Source organism: Duganella callida, assembly GCF_004614165.1.
GTDB lineage: Bacteria > Pseudomonadota > Gammaproteobacteria > Burkholderiales > Burkholderiaceae_D > Rugamonas > Rugamonas callida.
The window spans coordinates 1-19,955 of sequence record NZ_SPVG01000274.1; the positions used below are offsets into that span (position 1 = coordinate 1).

Annotated in this window: 20 protein-coding genes; 11 read left to right on the forward strand and 9 right to left on the reverse strand. The window is 65.4% G+C overall.

The window, feature by feature from the left end:
• The coding region (locus tag E4L98_RS28825) for an SEL1-like repeat protein (protein ID WP_135204978.1) at positions 1 to 435 on the reverse strand (435 nt) is incomplete at its 3' end.
• A gap of 400 nt (positions 436 to 835) precedes the next feature.
• On the opposite strand from E4L98_RS28825, the gene E4L98_RS28830 reads away from it, so the two are divergent.
• From E4L98_RS28830 to E4L98_RS28880, 11 genes are all read left to right on the forward strand, one after another.
• Positions 836 to 1,888 carry a porin gene (locus tag E4L98_RS28830; protein ID WP_135204979.1) on the forward strand — a complete coding sequence of 351 codons (1,053 nt, stop codon included), beginning with the start codon at positions 836 to 838 and terminating at the stop codon, positions 1,886 to 1,888.
• A gap of 114 nt (positions 1,889 to 2,002) precedes the next feature.
• Positions 2,003 to 2,671, forward strand: coding sequence for a DUF484 family protein (locus E4L98_RS28835; protein WP_135204980.1), 669 nt, complete (start codon positions 2,003 to 2,005; stop codon positions 2,669 to 2,671).
• Between the two features lie 7 nt (positions 2,672 to 2,678).
• Positions 2,679 to 3,608: a tyrosine recombinase XerC gene (locus E4L98_RS28840; protein ID WP_135204981.1), complete on the forward strand. Its 930-nt coding sequence runs from the start codon at positions 2,679 to 2,681 to the stop codon at positions 3,606 to 3,608.
• 127 nt (positions 3,609 to 3,735) lie between these two features.
• Entirely contained in the window at positions 3,736 to 4,791 is a 1,056-nt protein-coding gene (locus tag E4L98_RS28845; protein ID WP_135204982.1) for a CobW family GTP-binding protein, read from the forward strand.
• Between the two features lie 90 nt (positions 4,792 to 4,881).
• A complete protein-coding gene (gene dksA / locus E4L98_RS28850) occupies positions 4,882 to 5,328 on the forward strand; it encodes an RNA polymerase-binding protein DksA (protein ID WP_135204983.1) in 447 nt (148 codons plus the stop codon).
• A 151-nt stretch (positions 5,329 to 5,479) separates the two neighbouring features.
• Positions 5,480 to 6,790, forward strand: coding sequence for an STAS domain-containing protein (locus E4L98_RS28855; RefSeq protein WP_135204984.1), 1,311 nt, complete (start codon positions 5,480 to 5,482; stop codon positions 6,788 to 6,790).
• A gap of 69 nt (positions 6,791 to 6,859) precedes the next feature.
• On the forward strand, positions 6,860 to 7,402 hold the full coding sequence (gene hslV, locus E4L98_RS28860; protein WP_135204985.1) for an ATP-dependent protease subunit HslV: 543 nt from the start codon (positions 6,860 to 6,862) through the stop codon (positions 7,400 to 7,402).
• Entirely contained in the window at positions 7,399 to 8,733 is a 1,335-nt protein-coding gene (gene hslU, locus E4L98_RS28865) for an ATP-dependent protease ATPase subunit HslU (RefSeq protein WP_135204986.1), read from the forward strand. The genes hslV and hslU overlap by 4 nt, the downstream gene beginning before the upstream one ends.
• 15 nt (positions 8,734 to 8,748) lie before the next feature.
• Positions 8,749 to 8,955 carry a hypothetical protein gene (locus E4L98_RS28870; RefSeq protein WP_135204987.1) on the forward strand — a complete coding sequence of 69 codons (207 nt, stop codon included), beginning with the start codon at positions 8,749 to 8,751 and terminating at the stop codon, positions 8,953 to 8,955.
• A gap of 431 nt (positions 8,956 to 9,386) precedes the next feature.
• Positions 9,387 to 10,133, forward strand: coding sequence for a helix-turn-helix domain-containing protein (locus E4L98_RS28875; protein ID WP_135204988.1), 747 nt, complete (start codon positions 9,387 to 9,389; stop codon positions 10,131 to 10,133).
• Positions 10,130 to 10,360, forward strand: coding sequence for a hypothetical protein (locus tag E4L98_RS28880; RefSeq protein WP_135204989.1), 231 nt, complete (start codon positions 10,130 to 10,132; stop codon positions 10,358 to 10,360). Before E4L98_RS28875 ends, E4L98_RS28880 begins: the two co-directional genes overlap by 4 nt.
• A gap of 33 nt (positions 10,361 to 10,393) precedes the next feature.
• Here the strand turns inward: E4L98_RS28880 and E4L98_RS28885 are convergent, their stop codons facing one another.
• Genes E4L98_RS28885 through gspL form a run of 8 tightly spaced genes read right to left on the reverse strand, consistent with a single transcriptional unit; the run spans position 10,394 to position 19,898 of the window.
• Positions 10,394 to 12,625 carry a patatin-like phospholipase family protein gene (locus E4L98_RS28885; RefSeq protein ID WP_135204990.1) on the reverse strand — a complete coding sequence of 744 codons (2,232 nt, stop codon included), beginning with the start codon at positions 12,623 to 12,625 and terminating at the stop codon, positions 10,394 to 10,396.
• A gap of 11 nt (positions 12,626 to 12,636) precedes the next feature.
• Complete coding sequence (locus E4L98_RS28890) at positions 12,637 to 13,212, reverse strand: type II secretion system protein N (RefSeq protein ID WP_135204991.1); 576 nt, start codon at positions 13,210 to 13,212, stop codon at positions 12,637 to 12,639.
• Between the two features lie 25 nt (positions 13,213 to 13,237).
• Positions 13,238 to 14,458, reverse strand: a complete 1,221-nt coding sequence (gene gspF / locus E4L98_RS28895) for a type II secretion system inner membrane protein GspF (RefSeq protein WP_135204992.1) — start codon at positions 14,456 to 14,458, stop codon at positions 13,238 to 13,240.
• 3 nt (positions 14,459 to 14,461) lie between these two features.
• Entirely contained in the window at positions 14,462 to 15,883 is a 1,422-nt protein-coding gene (gene gspE, locus E4L98_RS28900; protein WP_135204993.1) for a type II secretion system ATPase GspE, read from the reverse strand.
• A 1-nt stretch (position 15,884) separates the two neighbouring features.
• Positions 15,885 to 18,104, reverse strand: a complete 2,220-nt coding sequence (gene gspD / locus E4L98_RS28905; RefSeq protein ID WP_135204994.1) for a type II secretion system secretin GspD — start codon at positions 18,102 to 18,104, stop codon at positions 15,885 to 15,887.
• Between the two features lie 15 nt (positions 18,105 to 18,119).
• The gene (gene gspN / locus E4L98_RS28910) at positions 18,120 to 18,893 is read right to left on the reverse strand and encodes a type II secretion system protein N (RefSeq protein WP_135204995.1); all 774 of its coding nucleotides are present in this window, start codon (positions 18,891 to 18,893) and stop codon (positions 18,120 to 18,122) included.
• 25 nt (positions 18,894 to 18,918) lie between these two features.
• A complete protein-coding gene (locus tag E4L98_RS28915; RefSeq protein ID WP_135204996.1) occupies positions 18,919 to 19,425 on the reverse strand; it encodes a type II secretion system protein M in 507 nt (168 codons plus the stop codon).
• Positions 19,422 to 19,898: a type II secretion system protein GspL gene (gene gspL, locus E4L98_RS28920; RefSeq protein ID WP_135204997.1), complete on the reverse strand. Its 477-nt coding sequence runs from the start codon at positions 19,896 to 19,898 to the stop codon at positions 19,422 to 19,424. The genes E4L98_RS28915 and gspL overlap by 4 nt, the downstream gene beginning before the upstream one ends.
• Positions 19,899 to 19,955 lie beyond the last annotated feature (57 nt).

The window sequence follows — 19,955 nt, forward strand, 5'->3', positions numbered from 1 at the left end:
CGCCGGCGGACGGCCGCCGCTCTGGTGTTCGAGCAGCCACTGGGCTTCCGGCGAGCCGGCGCGCGCCGCGCCTTGCAACGCCTGCTGGGCCTTGTCGCGCAGCGCCGACACATCGTGCGGCCCCGGCTGCTGCAGCACCAGTTGCGCCAGCACCAGCCCGGCATGTTCGATGCCGGCGTCGTAGGCGCGTTCGTACCAGCGCAACACGTCGGGCAAGGCATTGCGCGCGGTCTCGCATGGAATATGGGCGCCGATCTGTTGCCAGGCGGCGTCGCAGCCCTGCAGCGCCGCGCGGTTCAGCCAGTGCAGCGCGGTCGGCAGGTTGCGCGGCAGGCCGGCGCCACCGAACAGATACAGCTTGCCCAGCGCCAGCTGGCAGTCCGCGTCTCCGGCGCGGGCGCCTCGTATGATCCCTAACTCTTCTCGATTGGCCATCGTCTGTTTATGAATGCGATTCATCGAAGTTGGGTCGGACACCGCGGCGTCAGCGGCAATGTCCCGTGTGGGACTAGTTTAACGTGCGATCCGCGCCACACACCAAACAATTCACGCCCGCGCTTGATCTGCCACAAGCGGCGCCCCCCGCCTTGAACGGTACGCTAGAGCTGTTTTGATGCCGGGATGAAAGGAAATCATGCAGAAACAGGACCTTACGGGCTCATCGTGCAAGCGTTTCAAAAATACAACAAGAAGCCGGCCATCCCCGGCTTTCGACCAAAACAATCCGTTACAAACGACCATTCCCGCGAACGCGGCACGTGCAGCAATTAAGGTTTGCACAACCGGCGGTCACGCAGCGGTTTGGGGATGAGAGACATATACAAAGGGATAACAAATGAAAAAATCATTGGTAGCTCTGGCCCTGATGGGCGCTTTTTCCGCCGCACAGGCACAATCCTCCGTCACCATTTACGGCACCCTCGATGCCGGCATTTCCCGCCGTACCGATACCGACGTCACCGCCGTCGGCAAGCGCGATAACAACAAGCTCGGCTTCCGCGGCGTGGAAGACCTGGGCAGCGGGCTGAAAGCGCTGTTCCAGCTGGAAATCCGCTACGAGCCCGATACCGGCCTGATCGAAAACACCACGCGCCCCCTGTTCCAGGGCCAGAGCCGGGTCGGCCTGCAGGGCGACTTCGGCACGCTGCGTTTCGGCCGCGCGCTGAGCGCCTACCAGGAAACCAGCACCGCGTTCGAGCCGTGGTCCGGCATGCCGGCGGTGGCCGGCTATCAGACCGACCTGCAGGTGGCCGGCTACACCAGCGATCCGCTCGGGCCCGCCGGCAACTCGGCCAACCGCTTCTCCAACGCCGTGTTCTACAACACGCCGGTGATCGCCAACATCTTCCAGCTGAACCTGACGGTGGGCACCAAGGAGGCCAACAACAACCCGGCCATCATCGGCCGCGGCACGGCCGCCGCGCCGCAGTTCCCGGCCAACAGCATGGCGCCGGTGTATCCCTACTCGCTGAGCGTGACCGCCACCAGCGGCCCGTTCGCGGCGTACGGCGCGGCCGAGCGCAACGCGGTGGATACCAAGCTGTGGTCGGTCGGCGCCTCGTACAAGCCGATCAACGACCTCAAGCTGATGGCCACCTACCAGCGCCAGGACCAGGATTACAGCGTGCCGATCAACCCGATCACCAAGGCCTGGATGATAGGCGCCAACTGGAACGTCGGCCTGGGCATGGTGCGCGCCGGTATCGGCCGCAAGACCCCGGACAACGCCCTCAACAGCCCGAACATCGCCAAGACCAAGCAGTTCTCGCTCGGCTACGATTACAACCTGTCGCCGCGCACCTATCTGTACGTGGACGGCACGCGCAAGAAAATCACCCCGGCCGCCACCTTCAATTTCTACAGCCTGGGGATACATCACAACTTCTGAGCCGCGTCGTCGCCAAGAACGGCCGGCATGAGTTGGGGAATGGCGGACATGGGCAACCATGTCCGTTTTTTTTCGTTTAAAATTGCAAATCACCCTAGCCTAGAATGTTTCTCGATGACCGCTCCACTGGACTCCACCCTCGTCGCGCAGTACCTGACCGATCACCCGCAGTTCTTTGAAGAGCATGCCGACCTGCTGGGCGAAATCAAGCTGGCCAGCCCGCTGACCGGCCGCGCTGTGTCGCTGCAGGAGCGCCAGATGGAAGTGTTGCGCGACAAATACAAAACGCTGGAACTGCGCATGAGCAACCTGATGCGCCTGGCGTCGGAAAACGAGGCCATCGCCAACAAGTTCCACCGCTGGACCCAGACCCTGCTGGAAGCCGAGGACGTCGGCTCGATGCCGCACGCCGTGGTCAGCGGCCTGAAAGCCGCGTTCGAGGTGCCGCAGGTGACGGTGCGCCTGTGGAACACCGCGCCCGACTACACCGGCGAATGGTTCACCCAGGGCGTGTCGGATGACGTGCGCATCTTCGCCAACAGCCTGCTGGCGCCGTACTGCGGTCCGAACAAGGATTTCGAGGCGGTGCGCTGGCTCGACGAGCCGGCCACCGTGGTGTCCACCGTCATCATCCCGCTGCGCCACCGCGGCGACAAGCACGCCTTCGGCCTGCTGGTGATGGGTTCGCCGGACGCCAACCGCTTCACCTCGCTGATGGCCACCGACTTCCTGGTGCACATGGGCGAAACCTCCAGCACCGCGCTGGCCTGGCTGCTGGCCTGAGCCCGCCATGAGCGACGCTCCGGACAGCAAGCTGGCCTGGATCGACGCCTACCTGGCCCATCTGCGCGGCGTGCGCCAGCTGTCGCCGCACACCACGGCCGCCTACGCGCGCGACCTGCAGGAACTGGCGACGCTGACCGGCGCCCAGGACTGGGCCGCCATCGACCAGCACGCGGTGCGGCGCCTGACCGCCAGGCTGCACGCGCAGCAACTCGATCCCCGTTCCATCGCCCGCAAGCTGTCCAGCTGGCGCGGTTTCTTCGGCTGGCTCAGCGAGCGCGTGGCGCTGGCCGCCAACCCGGTGCAGGGCGTGCGCGCGCCGAAACGCGCCAAAACCCTGCCGCGCGCATTGTCGGTCGATGACGCCGTACGACTGGTGGCGCCGCCGCCGGTGACGGCCGGCGATGGCGACCCCGCCGCGCTGTGCAACTGCGCCATGTTCGAGCTGCTGTATTCGAGCGGGCTGCGGGTGTCCGAACTGGCCAGCCTGGACCTGACGCCGCGCAAGGGCGGCGGCTATGTCGACCTCGACAGCCGCGAGGTGACCGTCAACGGCAAGGGCAACAAGCAGCGCACGGTGCCGGTCGGCGGCGCCGCGCTGGCCGCGCTGACCGCCTGGCTGGCCGTGCGCCCGGCGCCCGCCGACGGCAGCGACGCCTTGTTCCTCAGCACGCGCGCCAGCCGCATCACGCCGCGCGTGATCCAGCAGCGGCTGCAGCAGCACGGCGTGGCGCAGGGTGCGCCGGTGCACGTGCATCCACACATGCTGCGCCATTCCTTTGCCTCGCACGTGCTGCAATCGTCGGGCGACCTGCGCGCGGTGCAGGAAATGCTGGGCCATGCCAGCATCGCCTCCACCCAGGTCTACACGGCGCTGGATTTCCAGCATCTGGCGGCCGTCTATGACAAAACCCATCCGCGCGCTAAAGTGAAGTAGCGCACGGGTACTGATCTTGCTCAATCGGACGAATTGCCTGCGATAGAAAAATTCCGGCATAATCAACGATTGCATTTTTGCATGTCGGCCCCATATAGAGGTCCCCTCACCACACTGGCAACGCACCATGGCTATGATTCCGACCACCATCCTGACCGGCTTCCTCGGCGCCGGCAAGACCACGCTGCTCAACCGCATCCTGCAGGAAGAGCATGGCATGCGCATTGCCGTCATTGAGAACGAGTTTGGCCAGGAAAACATCGACAATGAAATCCTGGTCCAGGACACCGGCGAGCAGATCGTCGAGATGAACAACGGCTGCATCTGCTGCACCGTGCGCGGCGACCTGATCGTCGCGCTCGGCAACCTGGCGCAGAAGCGCGAGGCCGGCGAGATCCAGTTCGACCGCGTGGTGATCGAGACCACCGGCCTGGCCAATCCCGGCCCGGTGGCGCAGACCTTCTTCGTGGACGAGGAAGTGGGCGCCAACTACATGCTGGACGCGGTGGTCACCGTGGTGGACGCGCGCCACGCCATGGACCAGCTGGACCAGCACGAGGAAGCCCAGCGCCAGGTCGGGTTCGCCGACAAGATCCTGCTGTCCAAGTCGGACCTGGTGACGGAGGAGCAGCTGGCGGCGCTGACCGCGCGCCTGACCCGCATGAACCCGCGCGCGCCGATCAGCCGTTCCGACTTCGGCCGCGCGCCGATCGCCGAGGTGCTGGACCTGAAGGGCTTCAACCTCAACGACAAACTGGAGCTGGACCCGGACTTCCTGCAGACCGACCAGGCCCATGACGACGACCACGTGCACGACGAGCACTGCGGCCACCATCACCACCATCATGACCACGATCACCACGACCACCATCATGGCCACCACAGCGACGACATCGCCGCCTTCGTGTTCAAGAGCACCCGCCCGTTCGACACCGCCAAACTGGACGAGTTCCTCGGCGGTCTGATTGATGTGTACGGTCCTCGCATGCTGCGCTACAAAGGCGTATTGTTCATGAAGGACGCTGACCGCAAGGTGGTGTTCCAGGGCGTACATCAGATCATGGGCAGCGATCTGGGTGCAAAATGGGGAGAAAACGACGTTCGTGGCAGCAAAATGGTATTTATAGGCAAAAATCTTCCCAAAGACATCTTTATTAGCGGTTTAGAACAATGTCTGGTATAAACTAACCGGGTTTTGTGGGGATGGTGAAACGACCACACAATCCGGGCTGATTAATGTGACAACTCTGTCGTATCGAAGGTAAGCGAAGTTATGACCAAAACTAATAAATCGACCCCCGCAGCCGCCGAGCGCATCCTGACCGAAGAAGAAATTCTGGCGATGGATGACAAGGATTATATGAATCCCGCACAAATGGCCTTCTTCAAGGCCAAGCTGCAAGCTCTGGAAAAGGAGCTGCTGAAAAACGCCGGCGAAACCACCGAACACCTGCGCGAAACCGTGCTGGTGCCCGATCCGGCCGACCGCGCCACCATCGAGGAAGAACACGCGCTGGAACTGCGCACCCGCGACCGCGAGCGCAAGCTGCTGAAGAAGGTGCAGCAATCCATCGCCGCCATCGACGAGGGCGACTACGGCTGGTGCGAAGAAACCGGCGAACCGATCGGGATTCCACGCCTGATCGCCCGTCCGACCGCCACCCTGTCGCTGGAAGCCCAGCAACGCCGTGAGCTGAAACAGAAACTGTACGGCGACTGAGCGCCGTCCAACCCGCTGTCTGTCCGATAAAGCACGCGCCTCACCCCGCGTGCTTTTTTTACGCCGTTTTGCACTATCCTTCCCAATCGTAACATCGCGGCGGCACGGCTTGCGGCTACACTATGGAGCTACAGGATAACCGGGTGCCAGCGTGGGATTATTCTCCATCTTCAAGAAAAACGACACGCCCGCGCCGCTCACCGACGACGAGCTGGCGCGGCTGGCCGCCAACAGCGAAGCCGAACGGCACAGCCAGGCGGCGCGCCAGCGCGAGATCGCGCGTGCCACCGCCATGAAGATCGACGCCATCGAATCGGCCATGGCCTTCGACATCTTCAACGAACCGGAGCCGGCCTGGGGCAGCCCGCGCCAACCCCGGCCCGCGCGTGCCGCCGCGGTCGCCGGCGACGATGACGCCGCCATCCCCACCACCCTGCTGCTGACCGACGACGAGCTGCCGCAGCCGGCCGTCGCCGCCGAGACCGCGCCGGTGGTGGAAGAAATCGCCATCCTGTACGCCAACGGCCAAGCCGACGTGGCGCGGCAGATGCTGGAAGCCGCCGTGGCCGCCAGCGCCGGCGGCCAGAACGGCGAGCGCAGCGCCTGGTGGATGCTGTTCGATCTGTACCAGGTCAGCGGCCAGCAGGATGCCTTCGACAATCTGTCGATCGACTACGCCAGCACCTTCGAAACCTCGCCGCCGCCGTGGACCGCGCCGGCCGCGCTGGCCGCCGCCTCGCCGGACTGGGCGGGCCTGACGCCGACCGTCGCCTTCAGCGGCGCGCTCGGCCAGCAGATCGCGCCGCAGCTGCTGCACCTGCGCCAGCTGGCGGACGACCATCCCGTGCTGCGGCTGGAATTCAGCCGCGTGAGCGCCATCGCGGCCGATGCCTGCGCCCTGCTGCTGGACACGTTGCGCGCGGTGCAAAAGCAGCAGCGCGAATTGATACTGGTCGGCGCCCAGGAGCTGGCGGCGCTGCTGCGCGCCGGCCTCGCCGCCGGCCGCCGCGACGATGGCGAGGCGCCCTGGCTGCTGCTGCTGGAACTGCTGCAACTGCAAAACCGCGAAAAGGAATTCGAGCAGACCGCCATGGATTACTGCGTCACCTTCGAAGTATCGCCGCCCTCGTTCAGCGCGCCGCACAAGGTCGCCATGGCGCCGACGCAACATTTATCAGCCTCGCCGGACCGGTTTATGTTGCCGCCCGTCATAGAGCATCATCTTGGCGCCTTGCTGCCGGCGATCCAGCGCTATGCTGAGCAATATGAAGCGCTGGTGTTCGACTGTTCGCGCCTGACCCGCATCGATTACGGCTGCGCGATCCAGCTGCACGCCGTGCTGCAGACGCTGGCCGGGGCGGACCGCAAGGTCGCCTTGCGCGACCTGAACCACCTGGTGCATGCGCTGTTGCGGCTGCTCGGATATGCTAATCTGGCAAGAATGTATCCCCACAAGTATTAACTTGCAATTTAAGTTCCCGGCCCCACTTTTCCGTTCTGATCGCAGCAGCATCATTACTTTGAGGTAACTATGGAACAATTTCACGGCACCACCATCTTGTGCGTGCGCCGCGGCAAGCAGGTCGCGCTGGGCGGCGATGGCCAGGTCACGCTGGGCAACATCGTCATGAAGGGCACGGCGCGCAAGGTGCGCAAGGTGTACCAGGGCAAGGTACTGGTCGGCTTCGCCGGCGGCACCGCCGACGCCTTCACCCTGCTCGACCGCTTCGAGGGCAAACTGGAAAAGCACCAGGGCAATCTGTTGCGCGCCTCGGTGGAGCTGGCCAAGGACTGGCGCACCGACCGCGTGCTGCGCCGCCTGGAAGCGATGCTGCTGGTGGCCGACAGCGAATCGACGCTGGTCATCACCGGCAACGGCGACGTGCTGGAGCCGGAAGATGGCGTGGGCGCCATCGGCTCGGGCGGCACCTACGCACAGTCGGCCGCCAAGGCGCTGGTGGAAAACACGGAACTCTCCCCTGCCGAAATCGTCAAAAAATCACTGACCATCGCCGGTGAGCTGTGCATCTATACCAATCTGAACCACATCGTTGAAACACTGGACCCAGCATGAACATGACTCCGCAGGAAATCGTCGGCGAACTCGACAAACACGTGGTCGGCCAGGGCAAGGCCAAGAAGGCGGTCGCCATCGCGCTGCGTAACCGCTGGCGCCGCCAGCAGGTGGAGGAGCCGCTGCGCCATGAGATCACGCCGAAAAACATCCTGATGATCGGCCCGACCGGCGTCGGCAAGACCGAAATCGCGCGCCGCCTGGCCAAGCTGGCCGACGCGCCGTTCATCAAGATCGAAGCCACCAAATTCACCGAAGTCGGCTACGTCGGCCGCGATGTGGACACCATCATCCGCGACCTGATCGACATCGGCGTCAAGCAAACCCGTCAGGCCGAGATGTCCAAGGTGCGCGCGCGCGCCGAAGATGCGGCCGAAGACCGCGTGCTCGACATCCTGCTGCCGCCGGCGCGCGACTTCGGCTTCACCTCGTCGGGCACGGAAGCGCAGAAGGATGACAGTACCCGCCAGACCTTCCGCAAGCGTCTGCGCCAGGGCGAGCTGGACGACAAGGAAATCGAGATCGAGCTGGCCGAGGCCGGCCCGCAGATGGAAATCATGGCGCCGCCCGGCATGGAGGAAATGACCGAGCAGATCAAGTCGATGTTTTCCGGCATCGGCGCGCAGCGCAAGAAGGCGCGCAAGGTCAAGATCAAGGAAGCCATGAAGGTGCTGATCGACGAGGAAGCCGCCAAGCTGGTCAACGAAGAAGAGATGAAGCAGAAGGCGATCCAGAATGTCGAACAGAACGGCATCGTCTTCCTGGACGAGATCGACAAGATCGCCTCGCGCTCGGAAGTGGGCGGCGCCGACGTCTCGCGCGCCGGCGTGCAGCGCGACCTGCTGCCGCTGGTGGAAGGCACCACCGTCAACACCAAGTACGGCATGATCAAGACCGATCACATCCTGTTCATCGCCTCGGGCGCCTTCCACCTGGCCAAGCCGTCGGACCTGATCCCCGAGCTGCAGGGCCGCTTCCCGATCCGGGTGGAACTGGAATCGCTGTCGATCGCCGACTTCGAGCGCATCCTGACCAGCACCGACGCCTGCCTGACCAAGCAGTACGAGGCGCTGCTGTCGACCGAAGACGTCAAGATCGAGTTCGCGCCGGAAGGCATCACCCGGCTGGCGGAGATCGCCTACTCGGTCAACGAACGCACCGAAAACATCGGCGCGCGGCGGCTGTACACGGTGATGGAAAAGCTGCTGGAAGAACTGTCGTTCAGCGCCAGCGAGGAAAGCGGCAAGACCATCGTCATCGACGCGGCGTATGTCAACGCGCGGCTGGATGCGCTGGCCGTCAACGAAGACCTGTCGCGGTATGTGCTGTAACCCGGTGCTGTAATCATGGCAAACAAGGCCTTGGCAACGCGGCAGAAGATGACGATGCGCGTCGAGCCATCGCAAAAGGCGCCGCGCAACCCGGTGGCCGTGGCGGCGAAGCAGCGGTCCGGCGGCGCCGGGCCGCACGCCAAGCCGCAATCGACCGACCGGCAGGCGGCCAAGCGCCTGCTGGCCAAAATCGATCCCAAGCGCAACCTGGACGAACAGTAAGCCCTTCGGCGGGCGCCGGTCGTGGCGCCCGCTCTCCAGGTTATCTGCGTCAGAATTTCATCTGCAAGCCGGTGCTCAGCATGGTGCAATCCGTGGTGTCTCTCCAGCCGGTGCTGACCCGCGTGCAAGTCGCATCGGCCCTGAAGCCGACCTGCTCCGTCAACGCATACGATGCCCTCAGCCCCCCTGCACCTTCACTTTAAAACGGTAGGTGCCGCCATATCCCTGCAAGTCCTTATTGATACCAAGCCTGCAAACAATGTATGCATGAGATTCCCTACAAGGTTCAGGTTGCGGCCTCTTCCGCGAGAGGCGACCTGAGCAGTTTGCTGCACGCGCGCGCGATGTACTAACTAATTATTCCAGGGGTTGGATTTCACGCCGCCGAGTATCGTGTTACGATACTTTTTGGTCCTTGATCCAGGCGGAATATGAGCTCACCGGAATTGCTGCTGCAAGTGTTGCGGACCCAGATGCGGGCCGCGGGCGTGACCTACAAAATGCTGGCCGAGCGCATCGCCATGAGCGAATCGAGCGTCAAACGCATGTTCGGGCAACAGGACATGTCGCTGTCGCGGCTGGCGCAGATCTGCAAGGCGGCCGGGGTGCCGCTGGAAGACGTGCTGCGCGGCGCCGCCGACGCCACCCCGCAGGCCGACCGCCTCACCCTGACGCAGGAAAAATCGCTGCTGGCCAACCCGCGCCTGCTGCTGATGGCGATCTGTTGCCTGGGCCACTGGACCCTGGAACAGGTGCTGGAAACCTATGACCTGACCGAGCCCGAGTGCATCGTCCTGCTGGCCGAGCTGGACCGGCTGGGCCTGATCGAACTGAAGCCGTTGAACCGCTACCGGCTGCGCGTCTCGAATGCCTTCCGCTGGCTGCCGGACGGACCGGTGCAGCAATTCTTCCGCCAGCACGTGGTCGACGACTACTTTGGCGGCAGCTTCGATGGCGAAGGCGAAACCCTGCTGTGCCTGCCGGCGCGGCTGTCGGCGCCGAGCGCGCAGGAACTGGTCGGCCGCATCCAGCAGCTGGCGGGCGAACTGGCGCGGCTACACCAGGCCGACCGCAGGCTGGCGCAATCGGAACGCGACGGATTCACACTGCTGATAGGATTTCGTTCCTGGGAATTTGCCGCCTTCACCGCCTTGCGCCGCAGTGCGCCCGTAAAATGAAAATAGCCACCATCATCAGCCTCGCCGGCACCGTCACCAGCGCCGGCATCTTCACCGTACACAAACAATGGATACCGGCCGCCGTGTTCGGCTTCCTGACCATCTACACCGTGCTGGACAAGGTCATCCACATCGGCGCCGTGCCGGCCATGGTGGTGGAAGCCTTCCCGGTGCTGGCCCTGCTGCTGGCCGTCTACGAAATCATCCGCAAAATCGCCGCCAAATAAGATCGGGGTCCGAATGTCGGCTCTGACCCCGAATCACCAGACGGGGCCGAGGAACAGGTAGGCGCTGCTGTTGCCGGCCTTGGTGGTGCCGGCGCCGAAGTACAGCGGACCGAAACGGGTGTCGACGGCGACGAAGCCGCTGGCGGCATTCTTCAGCGAGCCCCAGCGCAGCGGGTCGGTGGGGCTGTAGGCGCCGCCGGCTTCCAGCGAAAAGCCGAGTCGCACGTCGCCGCCCAGCGCGGCCGGCATGGCGCCTATGCTTCGGGCCATCACGACCCGTCCCAGCACGGTGCTGCTGCCCACCACCGAATTCGGCGTGGTGCCCGACAGCCGCAGGAAGCCGCCCAGGTTGTTGTCCGATGCGCCGCCCTGGCTGCGCGCCCATTCGGCGTACAGGTGCCCGGCCCAGCGGCCCAGGTGGAACGCTTCCATGCCCTGTACTTTCTGTCGCGTCGGCACCGGCGCTTCCACGCCTTTCTTGTGCAGCGCGCGCTGCCATTCCAGGCTGAACAGCGTGCCGCGGGTCGGGAAGGCGACCGTGTCCAGGCTGTCGATGTTGAAGCTCAGGCTTTGCACGTTCTGGAAGATGCGCTCGCGCGTCAGGTCTTCCGGAATGCTGTAGTGCGCATTGCTGACCTGCCGCCCGACGGTGTAGCGCAAATCGCCCCAGCGTCCGAACTGGCGGCCGAACGCCATGGTGGCGGCGCTGTAGTCATAGGCGTAGCGCGCCTGGCGGAAGCCGCTGGAGTTGAAGATGTCGCTGGTGCCCGAGCCGTATTCCAGCGAGGGCGCCACGTACCATTGCGAACCGGCGCCCAGCGGTTGCCAGAATTGCGTGCCCAGCACGCGGTCGGTGCCGACGCGGCCGATGGTGCGCAGCTCGGCGCCCCAGTCGTTCAGGGAAGTCAGCACGTGCATCACCTTCAGTTCGAAGGCGTTGTTTTCGCTGAAGTCGCTGTTCAGTTCCAGGCCCACGCGCAGCCGGCTGTGCGCCCAGTCGGCTTCGGTCGGCTTGATCAGCACGCTGCGGCCATCCTTGTCGTCGCGGACTTCGGTTTCCACCCGCGCCAGGTCGCCGCGGCCGAACAGTTGGTTGCCGGCCGCGTTGGCCTGCTCGCTGGTGATCATCTGTCCGATTTGCAGGCCGGTCTGCACTTCCAGTTCCTTCGGGTTGATGCGGCCGCTGGGCGCCACTTCCAGCTTGGTCAGCTTCACCGGCTGGTCGATCGCCACCGGCGCCGACAAGCGGCCCAATTCATACGCCGCGTATTGCGACTCCGGCAAAGCCAGCTTGACCAGTTTTTCGCTCACCGCGCGCACCGCCGCCTCGCCTTCCTTCATGGCGCGGTCGTAGCGGCCGAAATCGAGAAAGCCGATACCGCCCAGCTGCGGTTGCAGCAGCACGTCGTCCGGCCGCAGCTCCTTCAGCGAACGCTGGACATTCTGTTCGGTCAGGATCTGCAGCATCTGCTGCGCCACGCTGACCGCGCTGACCAGGTCCTTCTCCGGCGCCAGCGGCGTGCCGACGTTGACGGCGATGATGATGTCCGCGCCCATCTCGCGCGCCACGTCGACCGGCAGGTTGCGCACCAGGCCACCGTCAACCAGCAGGCGCTGATTGACGCGCACCGGCGCGAACACGCCCGGCACCGCCAGCGAGGCGCGCATCGCCAGAAACAGCGGCGTGTCCTTCAGCTCCACCAGTTCGCCGGTCACCAGGTCAGACGCCACGGAGCGGAACGGCAGCTGCAGCAGGTTCACCGGCTTGTCGCGCGCGCCGGACGGCAGCACGCGGGTCAGCGCCAGTTCCAGCGCTTCGTTGCCGGCGGCGGCCGGCGGCAGCGACACGCCGTCCGCATGCGCGCCGAACTCGATCCGCGACGGCAGCAGCAGATCCTCCTCGCGGCGACGGTAATACAGTTCCTCTCGCGGCGGACGGTCCGCCACCACGGCGTTCCAGTCGGTGCGGCGCACCAGCTGCTCGAGCTGGTCGACCGAGGTGCCGGCCGCGTAGGCGCCGCCGACCACGCTGCCCATGCTGGTGCCGACCACGAAATCCACCGGCACGCGCAGTTCCTGCAGGGCGCGCAGCACGCCGATGTGGGCGAAGCCGCGCGCACCGCCGCCGGACAGCACCAGTGCGATTTTGGGCCGCGGCTTGATCGCGGCTTGCGGCGCGATCGAGGTCGCATTCGATTGCGCCCAGGCGACAGACAAGAAAAAGCCGCAGCATAAAGCTGCGGCCAGATGACGGATGAAAGCCATGGGCTCCCCTGTTAATTGTTGACCGGGATGGGCGTAGTTCCCTGGGCCGGCGCCGGCGGCTGCTGCGGTTGCGCCTGCGGCTGCGATTGCACCTGTGTCGGCGCCGGCATGGTCACCGCCGGCGGCGCTGGCGGCGGCTGCACCAGCGGCTGGCCCGGCATCGCCGGCATGCCGGCCGGACCGCTGGACGCGCCGGCATCGCTGGGCAGGTCGACGCGCTTGATCACGCCGCCCTCCGACAGCAGCACGAACTTGTCGTGCACTTCCTTCACCACCACGCCAGGCACCACTTCCTTGCCGACCGCCAGCGCCATGGCCGGCTTGTTGTCGACCGCGATGATGGCCGCGCTATCCTTGCCGCGCGCCGCCACCACGCCCTTCAACTGGTAATTGCTGACGGCGGCGACGGCGATCTGGCCGCCGAACAGCCCCTTGGCGGCATCGATATTCACCACCACCGGCGGTGGCGGCGGCGGCGCGGCGATCGCGCGCTGCTGCGGTTTGAACAGCTGCAGTCCCCAGTAAGCCAGCGATGCCGACAGCAGCACCACGGCGAGAACAGTAACGATTAAGGGCAAACGCTTCATGGTGTCCTTGTTGTATTCCTGACGATCAGCGTACCAGCTGATTGATTTCGATAATAGGCATCAGCACCGCCAGCACGATCAGCAGCACCACCACGCCCATCGCCAGGATCAGCGCCGGTTCCAGCAGGCCGGCGATGGTCAGCGTGCGCCGTTCCAGGTCGGCTTCCTGTGCCGCGGCGGCGCGGTCCAGCATGGACGGCAGCTCGCCGGTGATTTCTCCGGCCCGTATCATATGGATCAGCATGGGCGGGAAGTGCTTCTGCGCCGACAGCGCGCGCGCCAGGCTGACGCCCTCGCGCACCGCGTCGCTGGCCTCTTCCACCAGCTCCTTCATGGCGACGTTGTTCAGCGTATCGCGGCTGGTCTCCAGCGCGCGCAGGATCGGCACACCGGAACCGGTGGTGATCGCCAAGGTGCTGGCGAAGCGCGCGGTATTCAGGCTGCGTTCGAATTTGCCGTACAGCGGCGCGGTCAGCAGCCAGGTATGCCAGCGCCGCTTCAGCACCGGATTGTCCAGCGCGCGTCGCCACATGAACCAGGCGCCGATCAGGGCGATGGCCACCACGATGCCGTAATGGCGCACGAAATCGGAAATGGCCAGCATGATCACCGTCAGCACCGGCAGCTTCTGCTTGGTGTTGGCGAACACCGAGACGATCTGCGGCACCACATAGGTCAGCAGGAAGATCACGATGGAGAATGCCACCACCGTGACGATGGCCGGATAGGTGAACGCCAGCCGCACTTTCTGCACCAGCGCGTTGCGGCGCTCGATGTAGTCGGCAAGACGCGACAGCACGCGCGACAGCTGGCCGATCTGTTCGCCGGAGGCCACCAGCGCGCGGTAGATTTCGGCGAAGTCGCGCGGATGGCGCCCCAGCACGGCCGACAGCGAATCGCCGCCGATCACTTCCGACCGGATCGACGCGATCAGGTCGCGCATGTAGGCGCGTTCCGCCTGCTCCAGCAGCGCGGTGAACGCCTGCTCCAGCGGCAGCCCCGCTTCCAGCAGGCTGGCCAGCTGGCGCGTGAACAATGCCAGCTCGGTCGACGACAGACGTTCGCCCAGGCCGCGGCTGCGCGCCCGGCCGGCCGCATCGACCTGCGCCGCGATTTGCTCGACCTTCAACGGCACCAGTCCCTGCGAGCGCAGCTCGGCGCGCGCCGAACGGGCGCTGTCCGAATTCAGCACGCCCTTCTTGGTGGCGCCGCCGTTGTCGACGGCTTCATAACGGAATGCCGGCATGGTTTAGTCCTTGGTCACGCGCATCAACTCGGCCGGAGTGGTGATGCCGGTCGCCAGCCAGCGTTCGCCGTCCTCGCGCATGGTGGTCATGCCGTCGCCGATGGCGGCGGCCTTGATCTCCGCTTCCGAGGCGCGGTTGTGGATCTGCGCGCGGATAGGTTCCGTGGTCTCCAGGAATTCGTAGACGCCGACGCGGCCCTGGTAGCCGGTATGGCCGCAATGCTCGCAGCCGACCGCCTTCCAGTGCTGGCCGTCGAACACCTTGCAGCTTGGGCACAGCTTGCGCACCAGCCGCTGTGCCAGCACGCCCAGCAGCGTGGACGACAGCAGGAACGGTTCGATGCCCATGTCCAGCAAACGGGTGACGGCGGCGGCGGCGTCGTTGGTGTGCAGCGTGGCCAGCACCAGGTGGCCGGTCAGCGAAGCCTGTACCGCGATCTGCGCGGTTTCCAGATCGCGGATCTCGCCGATCATGATCACGTCCGGGTCCTGGCGCAGGATCGCGCGCAGCGCCTTGGCGAAGGTCATGTCGATGCGCGGATTGACCTGGGTCTGGCCGACGCCGGCCAGATCGTATTCGATCGGGTCTTCCACCGTCATGATGTTGGTGGTGGTGGCATTGAGCAGCGACAGCGCGGCGTACAGCGTGGTGGTCTTGCCGGAGCCGGTCGGCCCGGTGACCAGCACGATGCCGTGCGGCTGGTTGATCATGGCGTCGAACTTCGGCAGCATGTCGTCGCTCATGCCCAGGTGGTTCAGGTCGAGGCGGTTGGCCTCCTTGTCCAGCAGACGCAGCACCGCGCGCTCGCCGTGGCCGGTCGGCAGCGTAGAGACGCGCACGTCCACCGGTTTGCCACCGATGCGCAGCGTGATGCGGCCGTCCTGCGGCAGACGCTTTTCGGCGATGTCCAGCTGCGCCATGATCTTGATACGCGAGATCAGCGAACCGTGAATCGCCTTGCGCGGCCGGACGATGTCGCGCAGCGTGCCGTCGACACGGAAGCGCACCACCGAGGTCTGTTCGAACGGCTCGATGTGGATGTCGGACGCGCCGTCGCGCAGCGCCTGGGTCAGCAGCGCGTTGATCATGCGGATCACCGGCGCGTCGTCGGACGATTCCAGCAGATCCTCGATCGCCGGCACATCCTGCAGCAGCTTGGTCAGATCGAGGTCGGCGTCGAATTCCTCAGCGACCATGGAGGCATTGCCGCCCGAGCTGGCGTAGGCGGCGGCGATGGCGGTTTCCAGGTCGGCGCGGGTCATGTGCTTGAGCTGGATGCGGCCGAAACGGCGCGACACCTCGGCGATGGCGGCCGGCGGCGTGGCGCCGCACATCAGCACATCGACCGTGTGTTCGGCCGTGTCGCTCTGCTGGGCCAGCAGCACGAAGTCGCGGGCGAAGGCGTAGGGAAGCAGGTTGTTCATATCACTGTTGCTTGACTGGTTCGGCAGCGCCCGGACCCTGCGCCGGATTCGGCACCGGTGCAGGCGGCAATGGCGGCACCACCACCGCGCCCACCGGCGCGCCGCCCTGCAGCTGCGGCAGCACCGGCTGGCCCAGGTCTTTCACCAGGATGCCTTCCGGCGGCTTGATGTCCTGTTGCTGGGTGCGCATGTAATCGTAGCGGTCGGAGGCCAGCGACGTGCTCTGGTCCTTGCTGCGGATGACCACCGGGCGCAGGAAGATCATCAGGTTGGTCTTCTTGCGGGTGCGCGACTGGTACTTGAACAGATTTCCCAGCACCGGAATGTCGCCCAGGCCGCGCACCTTGTCGGTGCCGTCGCCTTCGGTGTCTTCGATCAGGCCGCCGAGCACGATGATCTGGCCGTCGTCGGCGATCACGTTATTCTCGATCACGCGGTTGTTCAGCGTGATGCCGGAAGCGGCGGTCAGCGTCGATTTGTCCACACTGGAGGTCTCGTGGTAGATCGCCATCTTGATGGTGCCGCCTTCCGAAATCTGCGGCCGCACTTTCAGCGTCAGGCCGACGTCCTTGCGGTCGATGGTCTGGAACGGATTGCTGTTGGTGCCAGAGGTGGTGGTGAACTGGCCGGTCAGGATCGGCACGTTCTGGCCGACGCGGATGGTGGCCAGTTCGTTATCCAGCGTGATCATGTTCGGCGTCGACAGGATGTTGGCGTTGGCGTCCGATTCCAGCGAGTGCGCCAGCGCGCCCAGGCCGATGGCGTCGCCCACCTGCTTGAAGATACCGATCGACAGGCCATTGCTCGGCAGGACGGAACCCTTGCCGGCGGCGACCGCCGTCAGCGTGTTGTTGGTGCCGCCGGTGGTGAACGACTGCAGGCCGCCGACGCGGTAGGTGCTGTTCGAGTTGCCGGTGGCGCCTACCCACTGCACGCCGAATTCGGACGCCTTGTCCGAGGTGACTTCGACGATCAGCGATTCGATGTAAACCTGGGCCCGGCGCACGTCCAGCTGGTCGATCACGGCGCGCAGGTTGCGGTACACCGATTCGGGCGCGGTGATGATCAGGGTGTTGGTGGTGGAATCGGCCTGGATGAAGCCCGCCGACCCGCCGCCGCCCTGCTGCTGGCTGTTGTTATTCCCGGTCAGCAGCGGGTTGGTCGGACCACTGCTGCCGGTGCCGGAAGTCGAGCTGGAACTGGAGCTGCTGCCGAAGTTGTTCTGATTCGTGTTCGAGCCGCCGCTGTTCTGGGTGCTGGTGCCGCCGCCGGTATTCGGCTGCGAGACGTCGCCCGACACCAGCGAACGCAGGGTCTGCGCCAGCTTGGTCGCTTCCGCGTTCTTCAGGTACACCACGTGGATGTTGCCCAGTTCCTGGGTCGGTTGATCGAGCTTGGCGATCAGCGACTTGGCCAGGTTGGCGCGCGCCGCCGAGGGCGCGCGCAGGATCAGCGAATTGGTGCGCGGATCGGCCAGCACGTTGGCCTTGCCCGCGTCGCCGCCGGCGCCGGCCGCACCGGTTTCCAGCAGCTTGTTCATCATGGCCGCCAGGTCGCTGGCGATGGCGTAGCGCACCGGGATCACATCGAGATCGGTGACGGCCGGCGCATCCAGCGCGGCGACGATCTTGGCCAGGCGCTTGACGTTGTCGGCGTAGTCGGTCACCACCACGCTGTTGTTGCCGGGGTTGGCGTTGATGGTGTTGTTCGGCGAGATCAACGGACGCAGCACCGCCACCACGTTGGCGGCCGACTCGTAATTCAGGTGGAAGATCTGGCTGACCACCTGGTCGCCCTTGGCCGATGCCTGCGATGCGCCGACCTGGGTCGGACCGGCCTGCAGCTTGGCGTCCGCTTCCGGCACCACCTTGGCGTAGCCGTCACCGCTGACCACCGCGTAGCCCTGCAGGCGCAGCGCGGAGGTCAACAGGCTGAAGGCCTGCGACTTGGTCACTGGCTTTTCCGACACCACGGTCAGCGTGCCTTTTACGCGCGGATCGATCACGAAGGTGATGTTGGTGTAGTGGCCGATCGCCTTGATCACCGACTCGATGTCGGCGCCGACAAAGTTCAGCGCGGCGTCGTCCGCGGCCGCCTGCGCCACCACGGGCAGCAGCAGCGCGGCGGTAGGTGCGGCGGTGATCGCGCAGCACAGCATCGCACCTGCGCTCATTCGGCGCAGCGCAGGGAGAGTAGGTTTGCTCACGAACTGTTTTTTCATTGTCTGAACTTTATCTTAGTGGAACTCTAAAGCGATAACATTACGATCGGAACCCGGCTTGCGCTGCCCCAGCAAATTCAGCAGATTGCCCAGGGTGTCCTCATATCCTTGTCCTGCCTCGGCCTGGCCGGAAAACTGCAGGCGGCCGTTGGTCAAACTTCCACGTCCGCTCAGCAGCAGCGGGCCTTTGACGGAACTCAGCGTCAACTGCGCCTGCTGGCCGTGCCAGTCCAGCGCCAGCGCATAGCTGCCCAGCGGACGGATCGGCGACAGGCGCGACGCCATGTCGCTCATCTCCAGCGTGGTGCGGCCGTTGACGCTGACCTGGCGGTTTTCCAGCGCCAGCGCCAGCGAGGTCCACGACAAGCGCATATCGCCGCTGGGCGCCAGCGTGTTCAGCGGCGCACCCAGCGCGGCCAGGCCCTCGGCCGGGAGCAGCAGCGCGGAAGGGCTCAACTGCCATTGCGACCAGCTGCCGCGGAAGGTGACCGGCTGCGCCAGCGCCTGCGGATTCTCCAGCTGCAGCTCGACCATGCCGAGCAGCGCCAGCGGCGACACCCGCCAGCTGAAGCGCCCCGGCAGCAGCGGCGTGACAGGGCCATTATTGCCGGCCGCGCCGCCGATGAAGGCGGAGCCGCGCCACAGCGTACCTTGCGCGTCTCCCAGCGTCAAACGGCCGCCGGTGCGCTGTTCGACCATGGTCCCCAGCCACGCGGCCGGGAAGAACACCAGTAGCGTGATGACCATCGTCAGCGCAATGGTCAATAACCATAGCATGGCGCGCTTCATGGACGTCCTTTTTGCGCGACCGCCATCAGCGCGCTCCCTGGCGCAGGGTGACCGTGGCGTTGACCACGCCCGGCGTCTCCTGCGCGGTGAAGCTGGCGTCGACCACGCTGATGCGGCTCTCGGTGCGGACCGCGTCCAGCCAGGCCACCACGCCAGCGAACTGGGCGCCATTGAACTGGGCCTTGGCGTATTCGCCGGTGATGGTCAGCGATTGCGGATTCAGGCCGCGCGCGGCCAGGCCGGCGTTGAGCGAGTCGCGCGTCATCGGCGTTGGCGCGATGTTGTTCTGACCCTGCAGCGTCTGCGCCTCGCGCGCCATGGCCTGCAATTCGGCGGCCTGCTGGTGCAGCTCCGGCACCTCCTTGCGCAATCGGTCGCGGCCCGTCAGCGCCGGATCGACCAGCAGCGCGTAGAACAGGCCCAGACCGACCACGATGCCGCCGATGCGCAGCAGCTTGCGCTCCTGCTCGGTGCGCTCCTGCCAGAACGCTTCCGCGCGCGCGCGCAGATCCCGGGTCGATGCTTTACTCATGATTTTCCTCCTGCCGCGGCGGCGGCCCGGATCTGCCAGGCGCCGGGATTGGGCTCGGTCAGGTCCAGCTTGCGCCCGGCCAGCGCGGCGCGCAGCTGGCTCATGGCCGCCGCGTCCACCATGTTGGGTTTGACCTTGACCAGCAGCGCGCGGTCCTTGTACTCCAGCGTGGCGATGACGTCCTTGCGCGGCAGGACGCCCAGCGCTTCGCCGAAGGCCGCGCTCAGGGTGGTGAATTCATCGGCGCTGGTCTGGCCGCTGTCGGCCATGGCCAGGCGGATGTTGCGGCGCATCTGGTCCAGCGGCGCGGCCACCAGCGGCTCTTTCGGATAGGCCGATTTGAAGATCTGCACCATGGACTGCCGCACGCCGTCGGCTTCCTTGCGCAGGCGCAGCCACTCGACGTTCACGCCGATCACGTTGACCACCACCGCCGCCACGGCCAGGCGCAGCGGCCAGCGCCAGCGCTCCAGCGCGCGCGCCCAGCAGCACGCCCAGCAGCGGCGGCACCAGCACGTTCAGGCCGGTGA

Excerpts from the sequence above, each read along its gene's own strand:
- hslV (WP_135204985.1), top strand. The coding sequence starts at position 6,860 with ATGGAACAATTTCACGGCACCACCATCTTGTGCGTGCGCCGCGGCAAG.
- dksA (WP_135204983.1), top strand. The coding sequence starts at position 4,882 with ATGACCAAAACTAATAAATCGACCCCCGCAGCCGCCGAGCGCATCCTG.
- gspE (WP_135204993.1), bottom strand. The coding sequence starts at position 15,883 with ATGAACAACCTGCTTCCCTACGCCTTCGCCCGCGACTTCGTGCTGCTG.
- E4L98_RS28890 (WP_135204991.1), bottom strand. The coding sequence starts at position 13,212 with ATGAAGCGTTTGCCCTTAATCGTTACTGTTCTCGCCGTGGTGCTGCTG.
- E4L98_RS28870 (WP_135204987.1), top strand. The coding sequence starts at position 8,749 with ATGGCAAACAAGGCCTTGGCAACGCGGCAGAAGATGACGATGCGCGTC.
- E4L98_RS28845 (WP_135204982.1), top strand. The coding sequence starts at position 3,736 with ATGGCTATGATTCCGACCACCATCCTGACCGGCTTCCTCGGCGCCGGC.
- E4L98_RS28885 (WP_135204990.1), bottom strand. The coding sequence starts at position 12,625 with ATGGCTTTCATCCGTCATCTGGCCGCAGCTTTATGCTGCGGCTTTTTC.
- gspF (WP_135204992.1), bottom strand. The coding sequence starts at position 14,458 with ATGCCGGCATTCCGTTATGAAGCCGTCGACAACGGCGGCGCCACCAAG.
- hslU (WP_135204986.1), top strand. The coding sequence starts at position 7,399 with ATGAACATGACTCCGCAGGAAATCGTCGGCGAACTCGACAAACACGTG.
- gspD (WP_135204994.1), bottom strand. The coding sequence starts at position 18,104 with ATGAAAAAACAGTTCGTGAGCAAACCTACTCTCCCTGCGCTGCGCCGA.
- E4L98_RS28875 (WP_135204988.1), top strand. The coding sequence starts at position 9,387 with ATGAGCTCACCGGAATTGCTGCTGCAAGTGTTGCGGACCCAGATGCGG.
- E4L98_RS28840 (WP_135204981.1), top strand. The coding sequence starts at position 2,679 with ATGAGCGACGCTCCGGACAGCAAGCTGGCCTGGATCGACGCCTACCTG.
- E4L98_RS28835 (WP_135204980.1), top strand. The coding sequence starts at position 2,003 with ATGACCGCTCCACTGGACTCCACCCTCGTCGCGCAGTACCTGACCGAT.
- E4L98_RS28915 (WP_135204996.1), bottom strand. The coding sequence starts at position 19,425 with ATGAGTAAAGCATCGACCCGGGATCTGCGCGCGCGCGCGGAAGCGTTC.
- gspN (WP_135204995.1), bottom strand. The coding sequence starts at position 18,893 with ATGAAGCGCGCCATGCTATGGTTATTGACCATTGCGCTGACGATGGTC.
- E4L98_RS28880 (WP_135204989.1), top strand. The coding sequence starts at position 10,130 with ATGAAAATAGCCACCATCATCAGCCTCGCCGGCACCGTCACCAGCGCC.
- E4L98_RS28830 (WP_135204979.1), top strand. The coding sequence starts at position 836 with ATGAAAAAATCATTGGTAGCTCTGGCCCTGATGGGCGCTTTTTCCGCC.